Source organism: Kitasatospora sp. NPDC059795, from assembly GCF_042732175.1.
In the GTDB taxonomy this organism is placed as follows: domain Bacteria; phylum Actinomycetota; class Actinomycetes; order Streptomycetales; family Streptomycetaceae; genus Kitasatospora.
This window is the reverse complement of the sequence record NZ_JBHWID010000003.1, coordinates 166,185-183,338: the sequence shown is the minus strand read 5'-3', so window position 1 is coordinate 183,338 and position 17,154 is coordinate 166,185. Positions and strand designations below refer to the sequence as shown.

17 protein-coding genes are annotated in these 17,154 nt (G+C 73.6%); 5 read left to right on the top strand and 12 right to left on the bottom strand.

What is annotated here, in order from left to right:
* Positions 1–438: 438 nt before the first annotated feature.
* Entirely contained in the window at positions 439–2,031 is a 1,593-nt protein-coding gene (locus ACFV4P_RS07970) for a TROVE domain-containing protein (RefSeq protein WP_380468486.1), read from the top strand.
* Here the strand turns inward: ACFV4P_RS07970 and ACFV4P_RS07965 are convergent.
* Both ACFV4P_RS07965 and ACFV4P_RS07960 read right to left on the bottom strand, forming a co-directional pair.
* Positions 2,028–2,726: a response regulator gene (locus ACFV4P_RS07965; RefSeq protein WP_380468484.1), complete on the bottom strand. Its 699-nt coding sequence runs from the start codon at positions 2,724–2,726 to the stop codon at positions 2,028–2,030. The genes ACFV4P_RS07970 and ACFV4P_RS07965 overlap by 4 nt on opposite strands.
* Complete coding sequence (locus ACFV4P_RS07960; RefSeq protein ID WP_380468482.1) at positions 2,723–3,874, bottom strand: sensor histidine kinase; 1,152 nt, start codon at positions 3,872–3,874, stop codon at positions 2,723–2,725. The genes ACFV4P_RS07965 and ACFV4P_RS07960 overlap by 4 nt, the downstream gene beginning before the upstream one ends.
* A gap of 168 nt (positions 3,875–4,042) precedes the next feature.
* On the opposite strand from ACFV4P_RS07960, the gene ACFV4P_RS07955 reads away from it, so the two are divergent.
* Positions 4,043–5,233 (top strand): alpha/beta hydrolase family protein, encoded by a 1,191-nt coding sequence (locus tag ACFV4P_RS07955; RefSeq protein WP_380468480.1) that lies wholly within the window; start codon positions 4,043–4,045, stop codon positions 5,231–5,233.
* Positions 5,234–5,285: 52 nt separating this feature from the next.
* Here the strand turns inward: ACFV4P_RS07955 and ACFV4P_RS07950 are convergent, their stop codons facing one another.
* A complete protein-coding gene (locus ACFV4P_RS07950; RefSeq protein WP_380469125.1) occupies positions 5,286–6,854 on the bottom strand; it encodes an MFS transporter in 1,569 nt (522 codons plus the stop codon).
* 238 nt (positions 6,855–7,092) lie between these two features.
* On the opposite strand from ACFV4P_RS07950, the gene ACFV4P_RS07945 reads away from it, so the two are divergent.
* Positions 7,093–8,079: an Lrp/AsnC family transcriptional regulator gene (locus ACFV4P_RS07945; protein WP_380468478.1), complete on the top strand. Its 987-nt coding sequence runs from the start codon at positions 7,093–7,095 to the stop codon at positions 8,077–8,079.
* A 15-nt stretch (positions 8,080–8,094) separates the two neighbouring features.
* Here the strand turns inward: ACFV4P_RS07945 and ACFV4P_RS07940 are convergent, their stop codons facing one another.
* Positions 8,095–9,096, bottom strand: coding sequence for a helix-turn-helix domain-containing protein (locus tag ACFV4P_RS07940; protein ID WP_380468476.1), 1,002 nt, complete (start codon positions 9,094–9,096; stop codon positions 8,095–8,097).
* A 56-nt stretch (positions 9,097–9,152) separates the two neighbouring features.
* On the opposite strand from ACFV4P_RS07940, the gene ACFV4P_RS07935 reads away from it, so the two are divergent.
* Positions 9,153–10,424, top strand: coding sequence for an MFS transporter (locus ACFV4P_RS07935; RefSeq protein WP_380468474.1), 1,272 nt, complete (start codon positions 9,153–9,155; stop codon positions 10,422–10,424).
* Here ACFV4P_RS07935 and ACFV4P_RS07930 read toward each other — a convergent pair.
* From ACFV4P_RS07930 to ACFV4P_RS07895, 8 genes are all read right to left on the bottom strand, one after another.
* Positions 10,370–10,807 carry a hypothetical protein gene (locus ACFV4P_RS07930; RefSeq protein ID WP_380468472.1) on the bottom strand — a complete coding sequence of 146 codons (438 nt, stop codon included), beginning with the start codon at positions 10,805–10,807 and terminating at the stop codon, positions 10,370–10,372. The genes ACFV4P_RS07935 and ACFV4P_RS07930 overlap by 55 nt on opposite strands.
* Before the next feature lie 75 nt (positions 10,808–10,882).
* Complete coding sequence (locus tag ACFV4P_RS07925) at positions 10,883–12,265, bottom strand: 8-oxoguanine deaminase (RefSeq protein ID WP_380468470.1); 1,383 nt, start codon at positions 12,263–12,265, stop codon at positions 10,883–10,885.
* A 33-nt stretch (positions 12,266–12,298) separates the two neighbouring features.
* The gene (gene pucL / locus ACFV4P_RS07920) at positions 12,299–13,195 is read right to left on the bottom strand and encodes a factor-independent urate hydroxylase (RefSeq protein ID WP_380468468.1); all 897 of its coding nucleotides are present in this window, start codon (positions 13,193–13,195) and stop codon (positions 12,299–12,301) included.
* A gap of 43 nt (positions 13,196–13,238) precedes the next feature.
* The gene (gene uraH, locus ACFV4P_RS07915) at positions 13,239–13,571 is read right to left on the bottom strand and encodes a hydroxyisourate hydrolase (RefSeq protein WP_380468466.1); all 333 of its coding nucleotides are present in this window, start codon (positions 13,569–13,571) and stop codon (positions 13,239–13,241) included.
* A 37-nt stretch (positions 13,572–13,608) separates the two neighbouring features.
* On the bottom strand, positions 13,609–14,121 hold the full coding sequence (gene uraD / locus ACFV4P_RS07910) for a 2-oxo-4-hydroxy-4-carboxy-5-ureidoimidazoline decarboxylase (protein ID WP_380468464.1): 513 nt from the start codon (positions 14,119–14,121) through the stop codon (positions 13,609–13,611).
* 139 nt (positions 14,122–14,260) lie between these two features.
* Positions 14,261–14,632, bottom strand: coding sequence for a helix-turn-helix domain-containing protein (locus ACFV4P_RS07905; RefSeq protein WP_380468462.1), 372 nt, complete (start codon positions 14,630–14,632; stop codon positions 14,261–14,263).
* A complete protein-coding gene (locus ACFV4P_RS07900; RefSeq protein ID WP_380468460.1) occupies positions 14,629–14,994 on the bottom strand; it encodes a thiamine-binding protein in 366 nt (121 codons plus the stop codon). Before ACFV4P_RS07900 ends, ACFV4P_RS07905 begins: the two co-directional genes overlap by 4 nt.
* 128 nt (positions 14,995–15,122) lie before the next feature.
* Positions 15,123–15,650, bottom strand: coding sequence for a GNAT family N-acetyltransferase (locus ACFV4P_RS07895; RefSeq protein ID WP_380468458.1), 528 nt, complete (start codon positions 15,648–15,650; stop codon positions 15,123–15,125).
* Between the two features lie 127 nt (positions 15,651–15,777).
* Here ACFV4P_RS07895 and allB point away from each other — a divergent pair, with 127 nt between their 5' ends.
* On the top strand, positions 15,778–17,136 hold the full coding sequence (gene allB, locus ACFV4P_RS07890; RefSeq protein ID WP_380468456.1) for an allantoinase AllB: 1,359 nt from the start codon (positions 15,778–15,780) through the stop codon (positions 17,134–17,136).
* The last annotated feature ends 18 nt before the right edge of the window (positions 17,137–17,154 follow it).

Here is a 17,154-nt window from a genome sequence, read left to right as displayed (position 1 = left end):
AACCCGGATGCGGACGGAAAAAGGAAACGGATAAGGTCGTTCCCGTCCAGGTGCGCAGGCAGGGGCTACTTCACTGGATGGGCAGGTCGGGGCTGGTTCCCGGGCTGCCCAGTTGAAGGGGAAAACCGTCGCCTCTGCCGCTCTTGTCCTCTGGACGTCCAACTTCAGAAAGACTGCCACCTCCCGGTGCGCAGGCGCCGGTTACTTCCTCTCACGAAACCACCGGCACCGCTTTTGATCTCGGGAGGGCAACCGCGCCGGGGCGTCCGGTGCGCAGGCGGGGGTTACTTCCTTGGTACGGGCAGTGTCGGGTTCGAATCCCGGACGGCCGCGCGCGAGCGCAGTCGGGGCCCGGAGCTACCTCCGCCGAGGCCGGTCCACGCGACCGGCATTCTCGGACGCCCCGGTTCGGCCTGCCCGCCCGCAGGAGGAATCCCCATGTCCCGCTTCAACCTTCGCCGTTCGAAGACCGCCCCCGCCGGCCCGAGCTCGCCCGTCAGCACGACCGGGCAGCTCACCGCCAACCACGAGGGCGGGCCGGGACACCTGCGCGACGAGAAGTCCGAACTCTTCCTGCTGGCGGTCGCCAACCTGGTCGGCCAGGACACCTTCTACGAGCGCGGCGGCGACCGCGACGACCGCTACACGTCGCTGGTGCGCTCGCTCGCCGTCAGCGACCCCGAATGGACGCTCGGCCTGCTGCGCTGGCTCCGTTACGGCGCCGCGATGCGCACCGCCTCGCTGGTCGGCGCCGCCGAGTTCACCCGCGCCCGACTGGACGCGAAACTCCCCGGCCACTCCCGGCAGGTGATCGACGCCGTCCTGCAGCGCCCCGACGAGCCCGGCGAACTGCTCGCCTACTGGACGTCCCGGTACGGGCGGGCGCTGCCCAAGCCCGTCAAGCGCGGCGTCGCGGACGCCGTCGGCCGGCTGTACAACGGCCGGGCGCTGCTCAAGTACGACACCGGCACCAAGGGCTTCCGGTTCGGCGACGTGCTGGAACTCACCCACCCCGCGCCGCACCCGCAGAAGCCCTGGCAGAGCGAGCTGTTCCGGTACGCGCTGGACCGGCGGCACCGCCCCGGGAGCGCCGTCCCGCCGGCGGGCGACGCCCTGCTGAGCGCCCACCACGCGCTGATGGCCGTCCCGGTGGAGGAACGCCGCGCGCTGGTCACCGGCCCCGACGGCGCGCGGCGCCTCGCCGAGGCGGGCATGACCTGGGAGGCGCTGGCCGGCTGGCTTCAGGGCCCGCTGGACGCCGCCGTGTGGGAAGCCGTCATCCCCTCCATGGGCGCGATGGCGCTGGTGCGCAACCTGCGCAACTTCGACCGGGCCGGGGTGTCGGACGAGGTCGCCGAGCAGGCCGCCCGGCGGATCGCCGACCGGGGCGAGGTCACCCGCTCGCGGCAGTTCCCGTTCCGGTACCTGGCCGCGCACCGGCACGCGCCGTCACTGCGCTGGGGCCACGCGCTGGAGCAGGCGCTCAAGCACTCGCTGGCCAACGTCCCCGCGCTGCCCGGCCGTTCGCTGATCCTGGTGGACCGCTCCGGCTCGATGTTCGACCGGCCCAGCCCGCAGAGCCTGCTGAACCGGGCCGACACCGCCGCCGTCTTCGGCACCGCGCTCGCGCTGCGGGCCGCCGAGGCGGACCTCGTCGAGTTCGGCACCGACAGCCGGGCCGTGCCGCTGCGGCAGGGCGACGCGGTGCTCAAGGTGCTGGACCGGTTCGGCAACCTCGGCGGCACCGAGACCTCCGAGGCCGTCCGCCGGCACTACCGGGGCCACGACCGGGTGGTGATCGTCACCGACGAGCAGACGTACGGCAGTTACCGCCCCGTCGACCCGCTGGCCGCCGTCCCCGCCGACATCCCCGTGTACACCTGGAACCTGGCCGGCTACCGGCCCGGCCACGCCGCGTCCGGCACCTCCCACCGCCACACCTTCGGCGGCCTGACCGACGCCGCGTTCCGCCTCATCCCCCTGCTGGAGGCCGGGCAGGACGCGGCGTGGCCCTGGGAGCAGCAGGGCTAGGGCCTCGCTCGACCGGGCGGAGGGTTCCCGCCTGCGGTGACCAGGCCGGTCTCGTAGGCGATGACGACCATCTGGGCCCGGTCGTGGGCGTGGAGCTTGGCCAGCAGCCGCCGGACATGGGTCTTGACGGTGGCGATGCTCAGCCCCAGATGCTCGGCGATCGCGGCGTTGGGCAGGCCCCGGGCCACCAGGCGGAGAACTTCCCGTTCCCGTGGGGTCAGGCCCGCCAGGTCCAGGGCGAGTTGCGGGCGCGGCTCGTGGCGTCCGGCGAACTCGCGGATCAGACGGCGGGTGACCGCGGGTGCGAGCAGGGCGTCTCCGGCGGCGACCACCCGCAGGGCTGTCAGCAGGTCGGCGGGGAGGATGTCCTTCAGGAGGAATCCGCTGGCCCCGCCGCGGAGTGCCGCGTACACGTAGTCGTCCAGGTCGAACGTGGTGAGGACCAGCACCCGGGTGCCGACGGCGTCCGGGTCCGCGCAGATGCGCCGGGTGGCCTCCAGACCGTCGGTGCCCGGCATCCGGATGTCCATCAGCACGACGTCGGGCCGCAGCCGCAGGGCGAGTTCGACGGCCTGCTCGCCGCTGACGGCCTCGCCCGCGACGGTGAGGTCCGGCGCGCTCTCGATGAGCAGGCGGAAGCCCGCCCGCAACAGCGCCTGGTCGTCGGCGATGAGGACCCGGACCGGCCGGTTCACCGGGCCGGCTCCGATCCGCAGGGCAGCCACGCATGCACCCGGTACCCGCCCGTCGGCAGGGGACCGGCGGAGAGGGTCCCGCCGCACATGGCCGCCCGCTCCCGCATCCCGACGAGTCCGTGCCCGCCGCCGGAACGCCGGAACGGGAGACGGGACGGGAGCAGGGACGGGAGCCGGGACGGCGCGTCGTTGACGACCTCGATCTCGACCGCCCCGGGACCCGTCCGGGACAGCTTCACCCGGCAGTCCGCCGATCCCGCATGCCTGACGACATTGGTGAGGGCCTCCTGAACGATCCGGTAGACCGCCAGTTCCACACCCGGGGGGAGCGGTGGATCCGGGTCGACGGACAGCTCCACGCGCGGGCCCGCGCCGTCCGCGAGCGCGGCCAGGTCCGCCAGACCGGGGGCGGACCCCAACTCGGCTCCGTCACCGGCTGATCGCAGCACGCCGAGCATGCGGCGCATCTCGGTGAGCGCCGTCCGGCCCGCCGTCCCGACCAGTGCGAGGGTCCGCTCGGCCTCCTGCGGGTCGGTGGAGGCCACCGCACGGGCCACTTCGGCCCGTACCGCGATGACCGTCAGATGATGGGCCACCACGTCGTGGAGCTCGCGGGCGATCCGCAGGCGCTCGTCCGTCAGGGCCTGCCGGGCGGCGAGTTCCGCGTACGACCGCTGCTCCCTCAGCGCGGTGCCCACCAGCCAGGGCAGGGTCATCATCAAGGACGCGAAGACGACGCCCCCCGCGACCCCGGAGGCCGGGACCGGGCGCGGCACCAGGGCGATGGCCGCCGCGACGGCGCCCAGCGAACAGCCGAGCGCCGTCGCGGACCGTCGCCGCGGCTCCTGCGCCGCCACCGTGTACAGGGCGACGGCGACGGGGACCCAGGACTCCTCCCATCCGGTGAACGCCATGGCGAGGACCGCTCCGGCCAGGACCGTGTACAGCACCCGGACGGGTCGGCTGCGCCGTACCGCGACCGGCAGCCAGACTGCCGCCGCCACAACTCCCGCGCCCCAGCCGCCGTTCCGCGTCTCGCTCGCGCCGAACGCCAGGGCGAGGAGCACGGCCGCGACCGTGTCCACTCCGTGCCACTGCCCGTCCCGCAGACGTCCGGCCACCAGCGGCCGTGACTCCCCGTCGCCCATGCCGGCCACGCTATCCAAGCGGCGGCCCGGGGCCTGTCAGCCCGGAGGACGTCATCCCGAGGGCCGAGTCATCCGCGCGGCCGATGCCCGTCGTACCCTCCTGGGCTGACACCGGGTTCCACCCCGGGGGCGAAGCCGCCGGGCTCGTCCGGCGGAACAGTGGAACGCATGAATCGGAGAACACTGCTGTCCACGGGCGCCGGACTGGCCGCCGCCATGATCGCGGGTCCGCTCGCGCCGGCGGCCGCCGCGCGACCGGGGCAGGACGAACCCGTGCGGTTCCACCTGCCCGCCCCGGACGGACCGTACCCGCTGGGTACGGTCGCGCTGCACCTGGTCGACCCGGCGCGGCCGGACCCCTGGGTGCCCTCCCGCCCCTGCCGTGAGCTGATGATCAGCATCTGGTACCCCGCCCGCGGCGGCGCGGGCCGCCCCACGGTTCCCTGGATGCCCCCGGCGGCGGCCGACCGGTACCTGAGTCTCCTGGGCGTGCCTCCCGGCCGGGTACGACTCGGCGACACCCACGGCCACGAGGGCGCTCCCGTCGGCGGCCCGCCGGGCCCGCTGCCCGTCGTGCTCTACTCTCCCGGCGCCGACGCGTCGCGGTCGTTCGGCACCGGCGTCGTGGAGGACCTCGCCAGTCACGGCTTCCTGGTGGTCACCGTCGACCACACCTACGACGCGGCGGCGGTCGCCTTCCCCGGTGGACGCGTCGAGACGAACCCGCTGGGCGGGGTCAGCGACTACGCCAAGGCCCTCGCCGTCCGTACCGCCGACATCCGCTTCGTCCTGGACCGGCTCGCCGTCCTCCGCGCGGGCGGCCACCCCGGCGTCTGCCGCACCCCGCTGCCCGCCGGCCTGCGCGCGGCACTCGACCTGCGGCGCGTCGGAATGCTCGGCCACTCCCTGGGCGGCGCCACCACCGCCGCGACGATGCTCGTCGACGGGCGGATCACGGCGGGAGCGAGCCTGGACGGGGGCGCGGCGGGCCCGGTGGTGGACGCCGGGCTCGACCGCCCGTTCCTGGTCGTGGACACCCTGGGCAAGGGCGGCATGGAGAGCAACCCCGCCCTGCGCACGTTCTGGTCGCACCTGCGCGGCTGGCACCTGCATCTGACCGTCCGGGGAGCCGCGCACCTGTCGTTCGGCGACGACGTGCAGATCCTGCCGCTGATCGCCCCGCTCCTGGGCATGTCACCGGCCGACCTGGAGTACGAGGTCGGGACGATTCCCGGGCACCGGGCGCAGGCGTTCCAACGCGCCTACCCGCGAGCCTTCTTCGACCTCCACCTCCGCGACCGGGGGCGGCTGCTCGACGGTCCCTCCCCCGACTTCCCCGAGGTCGACTACGCCCGGTGAACGCCTTCGGCTCATGGCGACGTCTCACGCCACCACGAGCCACCAGCAGTGATCATCCGGAGACGCGGTCCAGGACACCCTTCTCCGCCGGAGCGGGCGGGGTCGGGACCTGGGCCGGGACCTGGGCCGGGGCCGGGGCCGGGGTCTCGGCGGGGGCGGCCGGGCGGAGCAGGACGACGCAGGCGAGGGCGGCGAGCAGGGCGAGCGAGGCCGAGACGAGCAGGCAGAGGTGCAGGCCGTCGAGGAAGGAACCGCTGAGCGCCGTCAGGGCGGGTGCGGTGGCGGCGCCCAGGTCGAGTCCGGCGACGGCGCCGAGGCCCTGCTCGTGGGCGACGGCGAGGACGTGGCCGCCGGTGTCGGCCGGGACACCGGCGTCGGCGAGGCGGCCGGGCAGGGCGTCCAGGGCGCGGCCGGTCAGCAGCGCGCCGAGGACGGCCGGGCCGAGCGCGGCGCCGACCTGGCGGAACGCGTTGTTGCCCGCGGCGGCCATGCCGGCCAGGCGGTGCGGGACGGCGGAGACCGCGGAGGCCGTCATCGGGGTGACGACGGCGCCCACGCCCACGCCGAGCAGCACCAGCCGCCAGGCCAGCGACCCGTAGGACGTGTGGGCGTCGATGCCGGTCAGCGACAGCAGCGCGCCCGCCATCGCCAGCAGACCGGCGGTGATCACGACGCGGGCGGAGACCCGGTGCATCAGCCGCCCGACGGGCACGCCGACGAGCAGCGACGTCCCGGACACCAGGACCATCCGCAGCCCGGCCTCCAGCGTGCTCAGCTGCTGGACGAGGCCGAAGTACAGGCTCAGCGCGAAGAAGAACCCGATCAGCCCCAGGAAGCTGATCATCGCGATCAGCGAGGTCGCGGCGAACGCGGGACTGCGGAACAGCGCCAGGTCGAGCATCGGGCTGCTGCTGCGGCGCTCCACCAGGACGAACGCGACCGCGCCCACCGCGCCCAGCACCAGCGCGGCCACCACCTGCGGCGCGCCGAAGCCGTCCGCGCCGCCCTCGATCACGCCGTAGACGACCGCGGTGACCGCGACGGCCGCCGTGATCTGCCCCGGCCAGTCCAGCCGGCGGCCGTGCGGCGCCTTCGAGTCGGGCAGCAGGAACGCCGCGACGCCCAGCACGGCCAGCGCCACCGGAATCGGCAGCAGGAAGATCCAGCGCACCCCGACGTGCTCCAGCAGCACCCCGGCGATCAGCGGCCCCACGGCCAGCGAGGCCATCATGGACATCGCCCACACGCCGATGAACCGGCCCCGCTCCCGGTGGTCGGGGACGGCATGGCTGATCAGCGCCAACGTGGTCGGCAGCAGCGCCGCCGCGCCCAGACCGGACACCGCCTGCCCGACCCACAGCGCCTGCACCGAGTCCGAGGACAGCGAGACCGCCGCGCCCAGCGCGCAGAACGCCATGCCCGCCTGGAACACCCGCCTGCGGCCGTGCACATCGCCCCACACGCCGGTGGTGAGGATCAGCGCCGCCATCGGCAGCACGAACGCGTCCGAGACCCAGGACAGTTGGGACGTCGACGCGCCCAGCGTCCGCTGGATCGCCGGCAGACTCACCGAGACGGTGGTCACGGGCAGGTAGGCGACGAAGACGCCCAGGCAGGCCATGACGAGCGTGACGCCCCGTCCGGCCCCGGGCCGATGCCTCGTTGCAGAGTTCACGGGTGGTTCCTGTTCCTTCGACTGCGGGATGCCGCCCAGTACCGGCGGCTGCGGGATGCCGCCCGGCATCGGCCGCCGGGTGGGCGCGGACCAGCTTCACCCGTGCGGGCGAGAAACCGGCAAGCGATCCCGGGAACCGTGCATCAACCTCCACAGAGACCGGCCCGTATGTGAGGATTCCTCCGTGCACGACGACCTCGACCACAGAATCATCCACGGGCTCTGCTGCGCCCCGCGGTCCTCCTTCCGCCGCCTCGGCGAGATCATCGGGGTGTCCGAACAGACCGTGGCCCGCCGCTACGCCGCGCTGCGCCGCGACGGGGTGATCCGCGTCGTCGGTCTGAACAGTCCGATCGGCCAGGGCCGCGGCGACTGGATCGCGCGGCTGCGGTGCCGCCCGGACGCCGCAGGGCCGGTCGCCGACTCGCTCGCCCGCCGGCCCGAGGTCGGCTACGCGAGCATCGCCTCCGGCGGGTCGGAGATCATCTGCGCCATCCGCTCGACGGGTGGGCGCGACGACGTGCTGCTCCGGCAACTCCCGAAGGCCGCCTCGATCCGCGACATGAGCGTCGACCTGCTCATCCACGCCTTCGGCCCGCCGGGCACGGCCGGTTGGAGCGCCGGCAGGCGCGCCCTCACCGAGGAACAGCTGCGGCTGCTGGCCGCCGAGCGTCCCGTACCCGCCGGGCCGACGCTCGCCCCCACCGACGAGGACCGCCCGCTGTTCGACGCCCTGGCGGAGGACGGCCGCGCCTCCCACACCCGCCTCGCGGAGGTCACCGGCTGGTCCGCGGCCCGCGTCGCCCGCCGACTGGAGGCGCTGGAGGCCGGCGGCAGCCTCACCTTCGCCGTCGACATCCTGGCCGAACGCCTCGGCTACGAACTCAACGCCATCCTCTGGCTCCAGGTCGACCTGCCCGAACTCCACCGGGTCGGCGAGGAGTTGGGCCGCCACGACGAATCCGCCTTCGTCGCGGCCACCAGCGGCAAGCACAATCTGATGGCCATCGTGATCTGCCGTGACACCGCCGACTTCTACCGCTACCTCAGCGGCCGGCTCGCCGAGATCGACGGCATCAGGGGCTACGAGATCAGCGTCCGCGCCCGCCGCCTCAAGCAGTCCGTCTCCCTCATCCACCAGGGGCGGCTGATCCACCCCGCGCTGGGCTGAGCCGCTGCCGAGGGCCTACGACCCGCCCGCGACCAGGGCGTCGCCCAGTGCGGAACGCGCGTACAGGACGGAGCGGCCGGCACGGGTGCGGGTCAGCAGGCCGGCGGTGGCCAGCGCCGAGAGATGACGGCTGACCGCGCCCGGGGTGACGGACAGCCGGTGCGCGAGGGCCGTGGTGGAGGCCGGCTGGTCCAGCAGGAGCAGCAGGCGGGCCCGCGGCGGCCCGATCAACTCGGCCAGCGCGTCCGGGACCCGGAGCGGCGAACTCTCGCCCATCAGGGCCCGGCCGCGCGCCGGATAGCTGATCGCCGGCGGCTCGTCCTCGTCGATCACGGTGTGCGCGCCCAGCGCGAACAGCGTCGGCACCAGCACCAGGCCCCGGCCCGCCACCGGCGTGTACCGGCCGCCCAGCGCCTGCACCCGCGGATCCGGGTCGTCCAGCCGCAGCACCCCCGCCTGCCAGGACAGCCGGTGGTCCAGCTCCGCGAACAGCCCCTCCGCGCCGCGCTCCGCGAACATCCGCCCCCGGTACGCCAGATCGGCCTCCAGCACGGTCCGCGCCCGCGGCCACCACTGCGGCAGCAGGCAACGCTCCCAGTACGCCCGCAGCTGCGCCACGCAGCGTGCCAGCAGCTCCGCCGGATCGTCGGCCAGCGCCTCGGCCACCGACTCCGGCATCGGTGCGCCGTCGCCCCGGTAGGCCGCCGCGAAGTCCTTCGCCACCGTCTCCGGCGGCGTCCCCGCGATCGTCGCCAACTCGCTCTCGATGGAAGGCCGTTGGCAGGTGGGCCGGGGCGTCAGGAAGTCCGGCGCCCAGGCCCGGGGGGTCACCAGGGCGTCGAGCAGCGCGGTGTCCAGGGTGCGGTACTCCGCCTCCCAGGACTCCGTCCAGCGGCGCTGCCACGGGTACTTGGCCGCGTGGCGGCGCGTCCGCAGGCTGAACACCGCCTCCTGCAGCGGGGAGTAGGTGATCCAGGTGGTGGCGAGGTCGTCCACGCCGAAGGCGAACTCGAACATTGACCCCAACGGTAAAAGGATTCCGGGCCGTTGGGAACCCTGGTGTCCTGACGCCCATGACCGCGACCACCGCCGCGCCCTCCGGGCGCCGCTCCCTGCTGCCCGCCGACCCGGTGCTGCGCCGACTCGCCGTGATGACCGGCGTCAACACCGTCGGCAACGGCCTCTACTACTCCGTCAGCGCGCTCTACTTCACCCGCCAAGTCGGGCTCGGCGCCGGACAGTTGGCGCTCGGGCTCGGTGCCGCCGGGGTCGCCGGGATGCTGGCCGGCGTCCCGTTCGGGCGGCTCGCCGACCGGGTCGGGCACCGCCGACTGCTGTACGTCCTCGGGCCGTTGCAGGGACTGGCCGTGCTCGGCTACGTCTTCGTGCACGGATTCGCGCCGTTCGTCGCCGCGATCGTCGTCGCCACCGTGCTGGAACGCGGCGCGGTCGTGGTGCGCAGCGCGCTGATCGCACACCTGCTGCCCGCCGCCGACCAGGTCCGCTCCCGGGCACTGCTGCGGTCGGTGATGAACGCCGGGCTGATGCTCGGCGGCGCGGGCGCGATGATCGCCCTCCAGCTGGACAGCCACTGGGCGTACGCCACCGTGCTGACCCTGGACGCGGCGAGCTTCGCCGCGACCTCGCTGCTGCTGCGGGGCCTGCCGGACGCGACCGTGCCCGCCGGGGAACGCGAGCGCACCGGGCGGCCGCGGACCGCGCTCGCGGACCGGCGCTACCTGCTGGTCGCGTTCCTGCACGCCGTGCTGGAGCTCCAGTTCGCCATGCTGGAGATCGGCATCCCGCTGTGGATCGCCGTCCACACCTCCGCGCCGCGCGCCCTGGTCGCCGTGGTCGCCATCGTCAACAGCCTCTCCGTGGTGCTGTTCCAGGTCCGCGCCAGCCGCGGCGTCGTCGACATCCGTTCGGCGGCGCGGGCCTGCGCCCGCGGCGGCATCCTGCTCGGCGCGGCCTGCCTGGTGTACGCGGCCGCCGGCGGGCGCGGCACCGCGACCGCCGTGACCCTTGTGCTGGCGGGCGTGCTGCTGCACTCGCTCGCCGAACTGCTCACCTCCGCCGGCGGCTGGACGCTCAGCCTCGACCTCGCCGACCCCGCCGCGCACGGCGAGTACCAGGGCGTCTTCATGAGCGGGCAGGCCGGGTCGCACGTGATCGGGCCGCTGATCGTCACCGCCACCGTGCTCACGCACGGCGTCGCCGGATGGGCCGTGCTCGGCGCACTGCTGGTGGCGGCCGGACTGGCCATGCCGGCGGCCGCGGCGGCCCGCCGTCAGTCCCCCGAGAAGCCGAACACGCCGAAGTGGGACGCCTCGCCGTCCGTGTAGAGCACCACGAACCGGCCGGACCACCGCAGGTTCGACTCCGCCAGCAGCTCTTCGCCCTCCACCGCCCGCCGGTACTGCGCGACCGTCGGCCGGTCCGTCCCGAAGTGGTGCATCAACCGCGCATGCGGCAGCGGACGCACCGTCCCCAGGTCGTCGTACCCCGACGGCGCGTCGGTCACCAGCACCGCCCGCGGAATGTCCAGGATCGAGTGGGTGCCCTCCTCGCCCAGGAACTCCTCGTCCTCCCAGAGCTCCTCGAGCGACTCGTACTCCCCGGCCCCGATCCAGTCCGTCCCCGCGAACACCTCCGCATGCAACGCGCTCAACGTCCGCTGCGGCGTCCCCCGATACACGGTCAGGTAGTCCCACCCACTGGCGCCCATCTGCACCCTCCTCCGATTTCCGCCAGGACGCTACCGCACCCGGCCGACACCGTTCGAGCCGGCTGGCCGGCCGGGTCAGCGGCGGGTGGTGAGGGTGTGGGCGGCTTTGGCGCAGGTTCGGGCGAGGGTGGGTTCGTCGGTGGTGGTGAGGTGGGTGTGTTCGACGACGGGGGTGCCGTTGACGAGGAGGAGGGTGAGCGGGGGGAGGGCGCCGAGGACGAGGGCGGCGACGGGGTCGGCGATGGTGGAGTGGAGGAGGCCGTCGATCTTCCAGAGGGCGAGGTCGGCGAGTTTGCCGGGTTCGACGGAGCCGATCTCGGCCTGGCGGCCGAGGAGCCTCGCGCCGCCCATGGTGCCGAGGCGCAGGGCCTGGCGGACGGTGAGGGCGTTCGGGCGGCCGTGCAGGCGGTTGATCAGGAGGGCGTTGCGGAGTTCGGCGCCGAGTTGGCCGGACTCGTTGGAGGCGGTGCCGTCCACGCCGAGGCCGACCGGGACGCCGGCGGCGAGCATGTCGGGCACGCGGGCGATTCCGGCGGCCAGGCGGGCGTTGGAGGACGGGCAGTGGGCGACGCCGGTGCCGGTCTCGGCGAACTTGGCGAGGTCGGAGTCGGTCATGTGGACGCAGTGCGCCATCCAGACGTCCTCGCCGAGCCAGCCCGTGGACTCGAAGTAGTCGGTGGGGCCCATGCCGAAGAGCTGACGGCAGAAGGCGTCCTCCTCGGCGGTCTCCGAACCGTGGGTGTGCAGCCGCACGCCCTTGCGGCGGGCCAACTCCGCCGATTGGGCGAGGAGTTCGGTGGAGACGGAGAACGGCGAGCAGGGCGCCAGGGCGATGTGGAGCATCGAACCGAAGGACGGGTCGTGCCAGCGGTCGACCGCGGCCTCGGAGGCGGCGAGGATCTCGTCGGTGTCCTCCACCGCGTGGTCCGGCGGCAGGCCGCCGTCCTTGCGGCCGCGGTCCATCGAGCCGCGCAGCGCCGTGAACCGCAGGCCGAGCTGCTGGACGGCCTCGATGGACGCGCCGAGCAGGTCGCCCGCGCCGCGCGGGAACACGTAGTGGTGGTCGGAGGCCGTGGTGCAGCCCGACTTGAGCAGGGCCGCCGCCGAACCCAGGCTCGCCGCGTGCACCAGCTCGGCGTCGATCCGCGCCCAGGTCGGGTACAGCGCGACCAGCCAGTCGAACAGGATGGCGTCCTGGGCCAGCCCGCGGGTCAGCCACTGGTAGAAGTGGTGGTGGGTGTTGACCAGCCCCGGCGTGAGCAGGTGGCCCTCGCCGTCGATCCGCCGCGCCACGTTCTCCAGTCCCGCCGGCGCGGGCCCGTCGCCGACCGACTCGACGGTGTTGCCGAGGACGACCACGTGCCCGCGCGCGTACTCGGTGTCGGCGGCGTCGACGGTGGCGATCGCCGCGTTCTCGATCACGATCCGTCGGTCGGCGGCCGGAGGCTGCACTGCCATGGGAGCTCCAGGGTCGCAGGGTCGCAGGGGCCGTCAGGAGACGGGGATGACCGGGGTGATGCCCTCGCGGTGCACGGTGCCCTCGATCAGGCCGTACATCCGGTCGGCCGCGAAGTACACCTCGTTCTCGTTCTTCAGCCCGAAGGGCGCGAGATCGACCAGGAAGTGGTGCTTGTTGGGCAGTTCCAGTCGCACTTCGTCCACTTCCGGGCGGTGATCGAGCACCCGGGTGCCCATCGCGTGCAGCGTCTGCTGCAACGAGTACGAGTACGTGTCGGCGAACGCCTCCAGCAGATGCCGCCTGACCTCCTGGTACGACTGGTTCCACTCCGGCTGCCGCCGGCCGTCGTTGCCGTGGAAGTCGAAGGCCCAACGAGCGGTCACCTGGGTGGCCAGGATGCGGTCGTAGGCCTCCTGGAGGGTGGTGTAGCGGTCCTTGAGGTAGCCCCAGAACTCCGAGTCGGTGGTGTTCATCACCACCAGGTCCCGCAGCCCCGAGATCACCCGGAACCGGTCGCCGTCGTACACCGCCTCGGTGGTGCGCACCTCCTGCCCGCTGCGGACGAAGGAGTGCCCGGTGTCCGTCGGGCCGCTGCGGATCCGGTCCCAGGTGTACTCCTCGACCCGGATCCGGGCGCTGCGCACCACGCCGCGCTCGGAGTGCTCCACGAAGTGCCGGGCCAGCAGCAGCGCGAAACCCTCCGCGGACTCGATGCCGTACTTCTTGGCGAATGCGTACACGGTGTTCTTGATGCTGTCGGTGGGCAGACAGTTGGCGTTCGAGCCGGTCAGGTGGACGTCCTCGAACTCGCCGCGCAGCGAGACGGAGACGTTGAGGTCCTTGATCTCGTGACGGGTGGAGTCGCGGCGGACCCGGACGATGCGGTTCTCCGCCTTGCCGTACTGGTTCTGGCCGAGCACGTGGGCCATGACGTGTCTCCTCAACGGTGGGCGGCGGCCCGGGATCGGGGCCCTAGCTGCCGCGGTAGACCGAGTAGCCGAACGGGTTCAGCAGCAGCGGCACGTGGTAGTGGCGCTGGTCGGGCGCGACCGTGAAGACGATCGAGACCTCCGGGAAGAACGGTGAAGTACCCGACGATCCTTGGTACTTGGCGGTGTCGAAGCGCAGCCGGGCGGTCGCGCCGCCCGCCACGTCCGGCAGGTCCGCGGCCCGGCCGTCGGCGTCCGTGACGGAGGCGCCGAGCAGCTGCCAGCCGCCGCCGGTGCGCACGGCCAGCTCGACCGGGACGCCGGCGGCCGGCCGGCCGAGGCTGGTGTCGAGCACGTGGGTGGAGATGCCGGCCATGGGACCGTCCTTGCAGTTGGCTGGAGTTGACGAGGCGTCAGGATTCGGCGAGAAGTCGGTCGAGGCGGAGGTCGTTGATCTTGCGCAGTTCCTCGCGGACGGCCTCCGCCTCGGTGGCGGCGTCGTGCGGCAGTCGCTCGCGCACGGCGGCGAGCACGGCGGCGGCGGTGCGGCCGGTCGCGCAGATCAGGAAGACGTGGCCGAACTTGGCCTCGTAGGCGGAGTTGGCGGCGGCCAGCGCGACCAGGACGGACGGCTCGGCGCCCCGGATGCCGGACTGCTCGCGGGCGGAGGCGGCGTCGCCGGGCCGCGGCGTGCCGATCCGGGCATGGCCGGCCAGCGCCTCGTTCAGCTCGGCCGGCGAGAGGCCCGCCGTCGCCCGGGCGTTGGCGGCCAGCAGCGCGGCGCGGTCCGGCCAGGGGCGGGACGCCGCGACGGCGGCGGCCCAGGCCGGGCCGGAGCAGATGCCGAGCAGGAGTTCGCGCAGGTGGGACGGCTCGGCGGCGGCCAGTGCGGCGAGGGAGAGGGGAGCGGGGGGTGGCTCGGTCACGGAGGGACCTCCTGGGGTTGGTGCCACCCGGACCAAGCTAGAGCGGGCCCGACGGGCCGTCAACACTCTGTTGAACTGTTCGTGCTGTTCGTGTTCGTGTTCGTGACGACGGTGCGCGGCGTGCGGCGGGCGGCGCGGTTCAGGACTTCTGCTGCCGGTTCAGGTAGTTGTACACGGTGAACCGACTGACGCCGAGCGCCGACGCGACGGTCTCCACCCCGTGGCGCACCGTGAACGCGCCGCGTTCCTCCAGCAGGGCGACCACCCGCTGCTTCTCCGTGCGACCCAGCTCGGCCAGCGGACGGCCGTCGAACTGCCGGGCCATCTCGGCCAACAGCAGGTCGAGCGCGCTGCTCAGGGGCGCCAGCCGCACCGCGACGGCCGGCGCGCCGTCCCACTCCAGGACGACGTCCTCGGGCCGTGCCTCGGCCGGGTCGACGGCGGTGGCGCCGACCGCCTCCAGCAGCGGCTTCAGGGCGGCGGTGAGCGGGTGGTCGGGGGTGTCGCTCACGGCGCCTCCCTGCTGTCGGGCTGGTCCAGGGCGACGGTCGGGGTGGCGATGGGAGTGGCGGTGGGAGCTGGGGTCGGAGCTGGGGTCGGGGCAGCGGTCGGTGCGGCGGTCGGAACGAGGGGTTGTTCCGGTGGGTCGGCCAGCACGCTGACCTGGAGCGATATTCGGCTCGCGCCGACCGCCAGGGTCTCCCGCAGCAGCCTGGTCACGGCAGCCAGCGCCTGCTCGGCGTCCCCCTCGGCGCTGGTGCCGAACGGGCCCACCGAGACGGCCAGTCCGGCTTCCTCGGCGGCCCGGCGGGCGGTCCTGGCGTGCTCGGGGAAGCCGTTCAGGTCGAACGGTTCGGTCGTGAACTCCACCATCAGTCGCACTCGATCACCTTAGCGATTACCAGATCCGATGACGGTCGGACGGGCGGATTGGATGAAGGTTCGGTGGAGTTCGGCTTTCGGGCCGTGGAACTCCTGTGGCGGGAGCGGCCGTGCGCCGGTCAGCGCGGGCGCATCATCACGGTGAGCCGGGGCGAGTTCGCCGAGGCAGCCTGGCCGTTGACCGACCGGTAGCCCCAACTCTCGTACAAGGACTGGACTTTGCCTTCCCCGGCGGCCGGGTTGACCATCAGCAGGACGCGGCTCTCGGCGCGGCGGGCGAGCAGCTCGTCGTGGATCCGCCGGGCGGTGCCCGTGCCGCGCCAGGCGGAACGGACGCCGATCTCCCGGAGGGCCAGCACGGGGGAGTCGGTGAAGCCGGCGGGCAGCGGCTCGTCCATCCGCTCCCAGTAGCGGTCGGCGGCGTCCACGGTGGTGCCGTACGCGTACCCCACCGGCAGGTCGCCGTCGTGGCCGAGGACGAGGGCGAAGCCCGGGTCGGCGAGGTGCCGGTCGAGGCGCTCGGCGAACGCTTCGAGGCCGTAGTTGGCCAGGTGCAGCAGCGGGGCCCGGACCTCCGCGTAGACGTCCAGCAGATCCCGGCGGACCCGGGCGCCGAGGGTGGTGTGGTGACGGAGCTCGACGGTCACGCGGTGGTCCTCCTGGCGGTGCGGCCCGACGGTCGGTTGTTCGCCAAGTATGGCCCGATTACGCCGCATTGACGCCGCAGTGGGGTCGGCCTACGCTCCCAGCACTCCCGGCGTACGGAGGCCCCTGGTGTCGCTCGGCGATGGTGTGGTGTTCCGCTCCCGGCGGGTGGCGCTGCCGGACGGCGAGTGGCCCGCCGACGTGCTGGTCCGGGCCGGACGGATCGCGCAGGTCGCCGCGTACGGCGCTCTGGAGGCGGGCGGGGAACGGGAGTTGACCGACCTCGGCAGCCTCGCGCTGCTGCCCGGACTGGTCGACACCCACGTGCACGTCAACGAGCCCGGCCGCACCGAATGGGAGGGCTTCGCCTCCGCGACCAGGGCCGCGGCCGCCGGCGGCGTCACCACGATCGTCGACATGCCGCTGAACTCCGTGCCGCCGACCACCAGTTCGGGAGGCCTGGCGGTCAAGCGGAAGGCCGCCGAGGGACGGGTCTGGGTGGACGTCGGGTTCTGGGGCGGCGCGGTGCCCGGAAACACCGGCGAGCTGGAACTTCTCTACAGGGACGGGGTGTTCGGCTTCAAGTCGTTCCTCGCGCCGTCCGGAGTGGAGGAATTCCCGCACCTGGCCGACCCCGCCGAACTGACCGCCGCACTCACCGAGCAGGCACGAATCGGCGCACTGGCGATCGTCCACGCCGAGGACCCGGCCGTGCTGGACGCCGCACCGCACGTCCCCGGCCGGCGCTACCGCGACTTCCTGGCCTCCCGTCCCGACGAGGCCGAGTCGGCGGCCGTCGCCGCGCTGCTGGAGTGCGCCCGGCGCACCGGCGCCCGGGTGCACCTGCTGCACGTCTCCTCCGCCACCGTGCTGCCGCTGCTGCGCCGCGCCCGGGCGGACGGGGTACGGGTGACCGCCGAGACCTGCCCGCACTACCTGACCTTCCTCGCCGAGCAAGTCCCCGACGGGGAGACCGAGTTCAAGTGCTGCCCGCCGATCAGGGGAGCCGCCAACCGGGAACTGCTCTGGCAGGCGCTCGCGGACGGCGAGTTCGCGGCCGTGGTCTCCGACCACTCGCCGTCGACGGCCGCGCTGAAACTCGGCCGACGGACGGGCGGGAGCGGGGACTTCGCCGCGGCGTGGGGCGGCATAGCGTCGCTCCAGGTGGGGCTCCCGGCGGTGTGGAGCGAGGCGCGCGGACGCGGCCACTCGCTGGCGGACGTGGTGCGGTGGATGGCCGCCGGGCCCGCCGACCTGGTCGGTCTGACCGGCACCAAGGGCGCCGTCGCGGCGGGCTGCGACGCCGACCTGGTGGCGTTCGATCCGGACGCCGAGTTCACCGTCCGCCCCGAAGGGCTGCACCACAAGAACCCCGTCACCCCCTACGCGGGCCGCACCCTCACCGGGCAGGTCCGCCGCACCTGGCTGCGCGGGCGGCCCGTCGAACTCGGCGGCGAACCGTCCGGTCGGCTGCTCGTCCGTCGCTGAAGTCCGTCGCTGAATTCC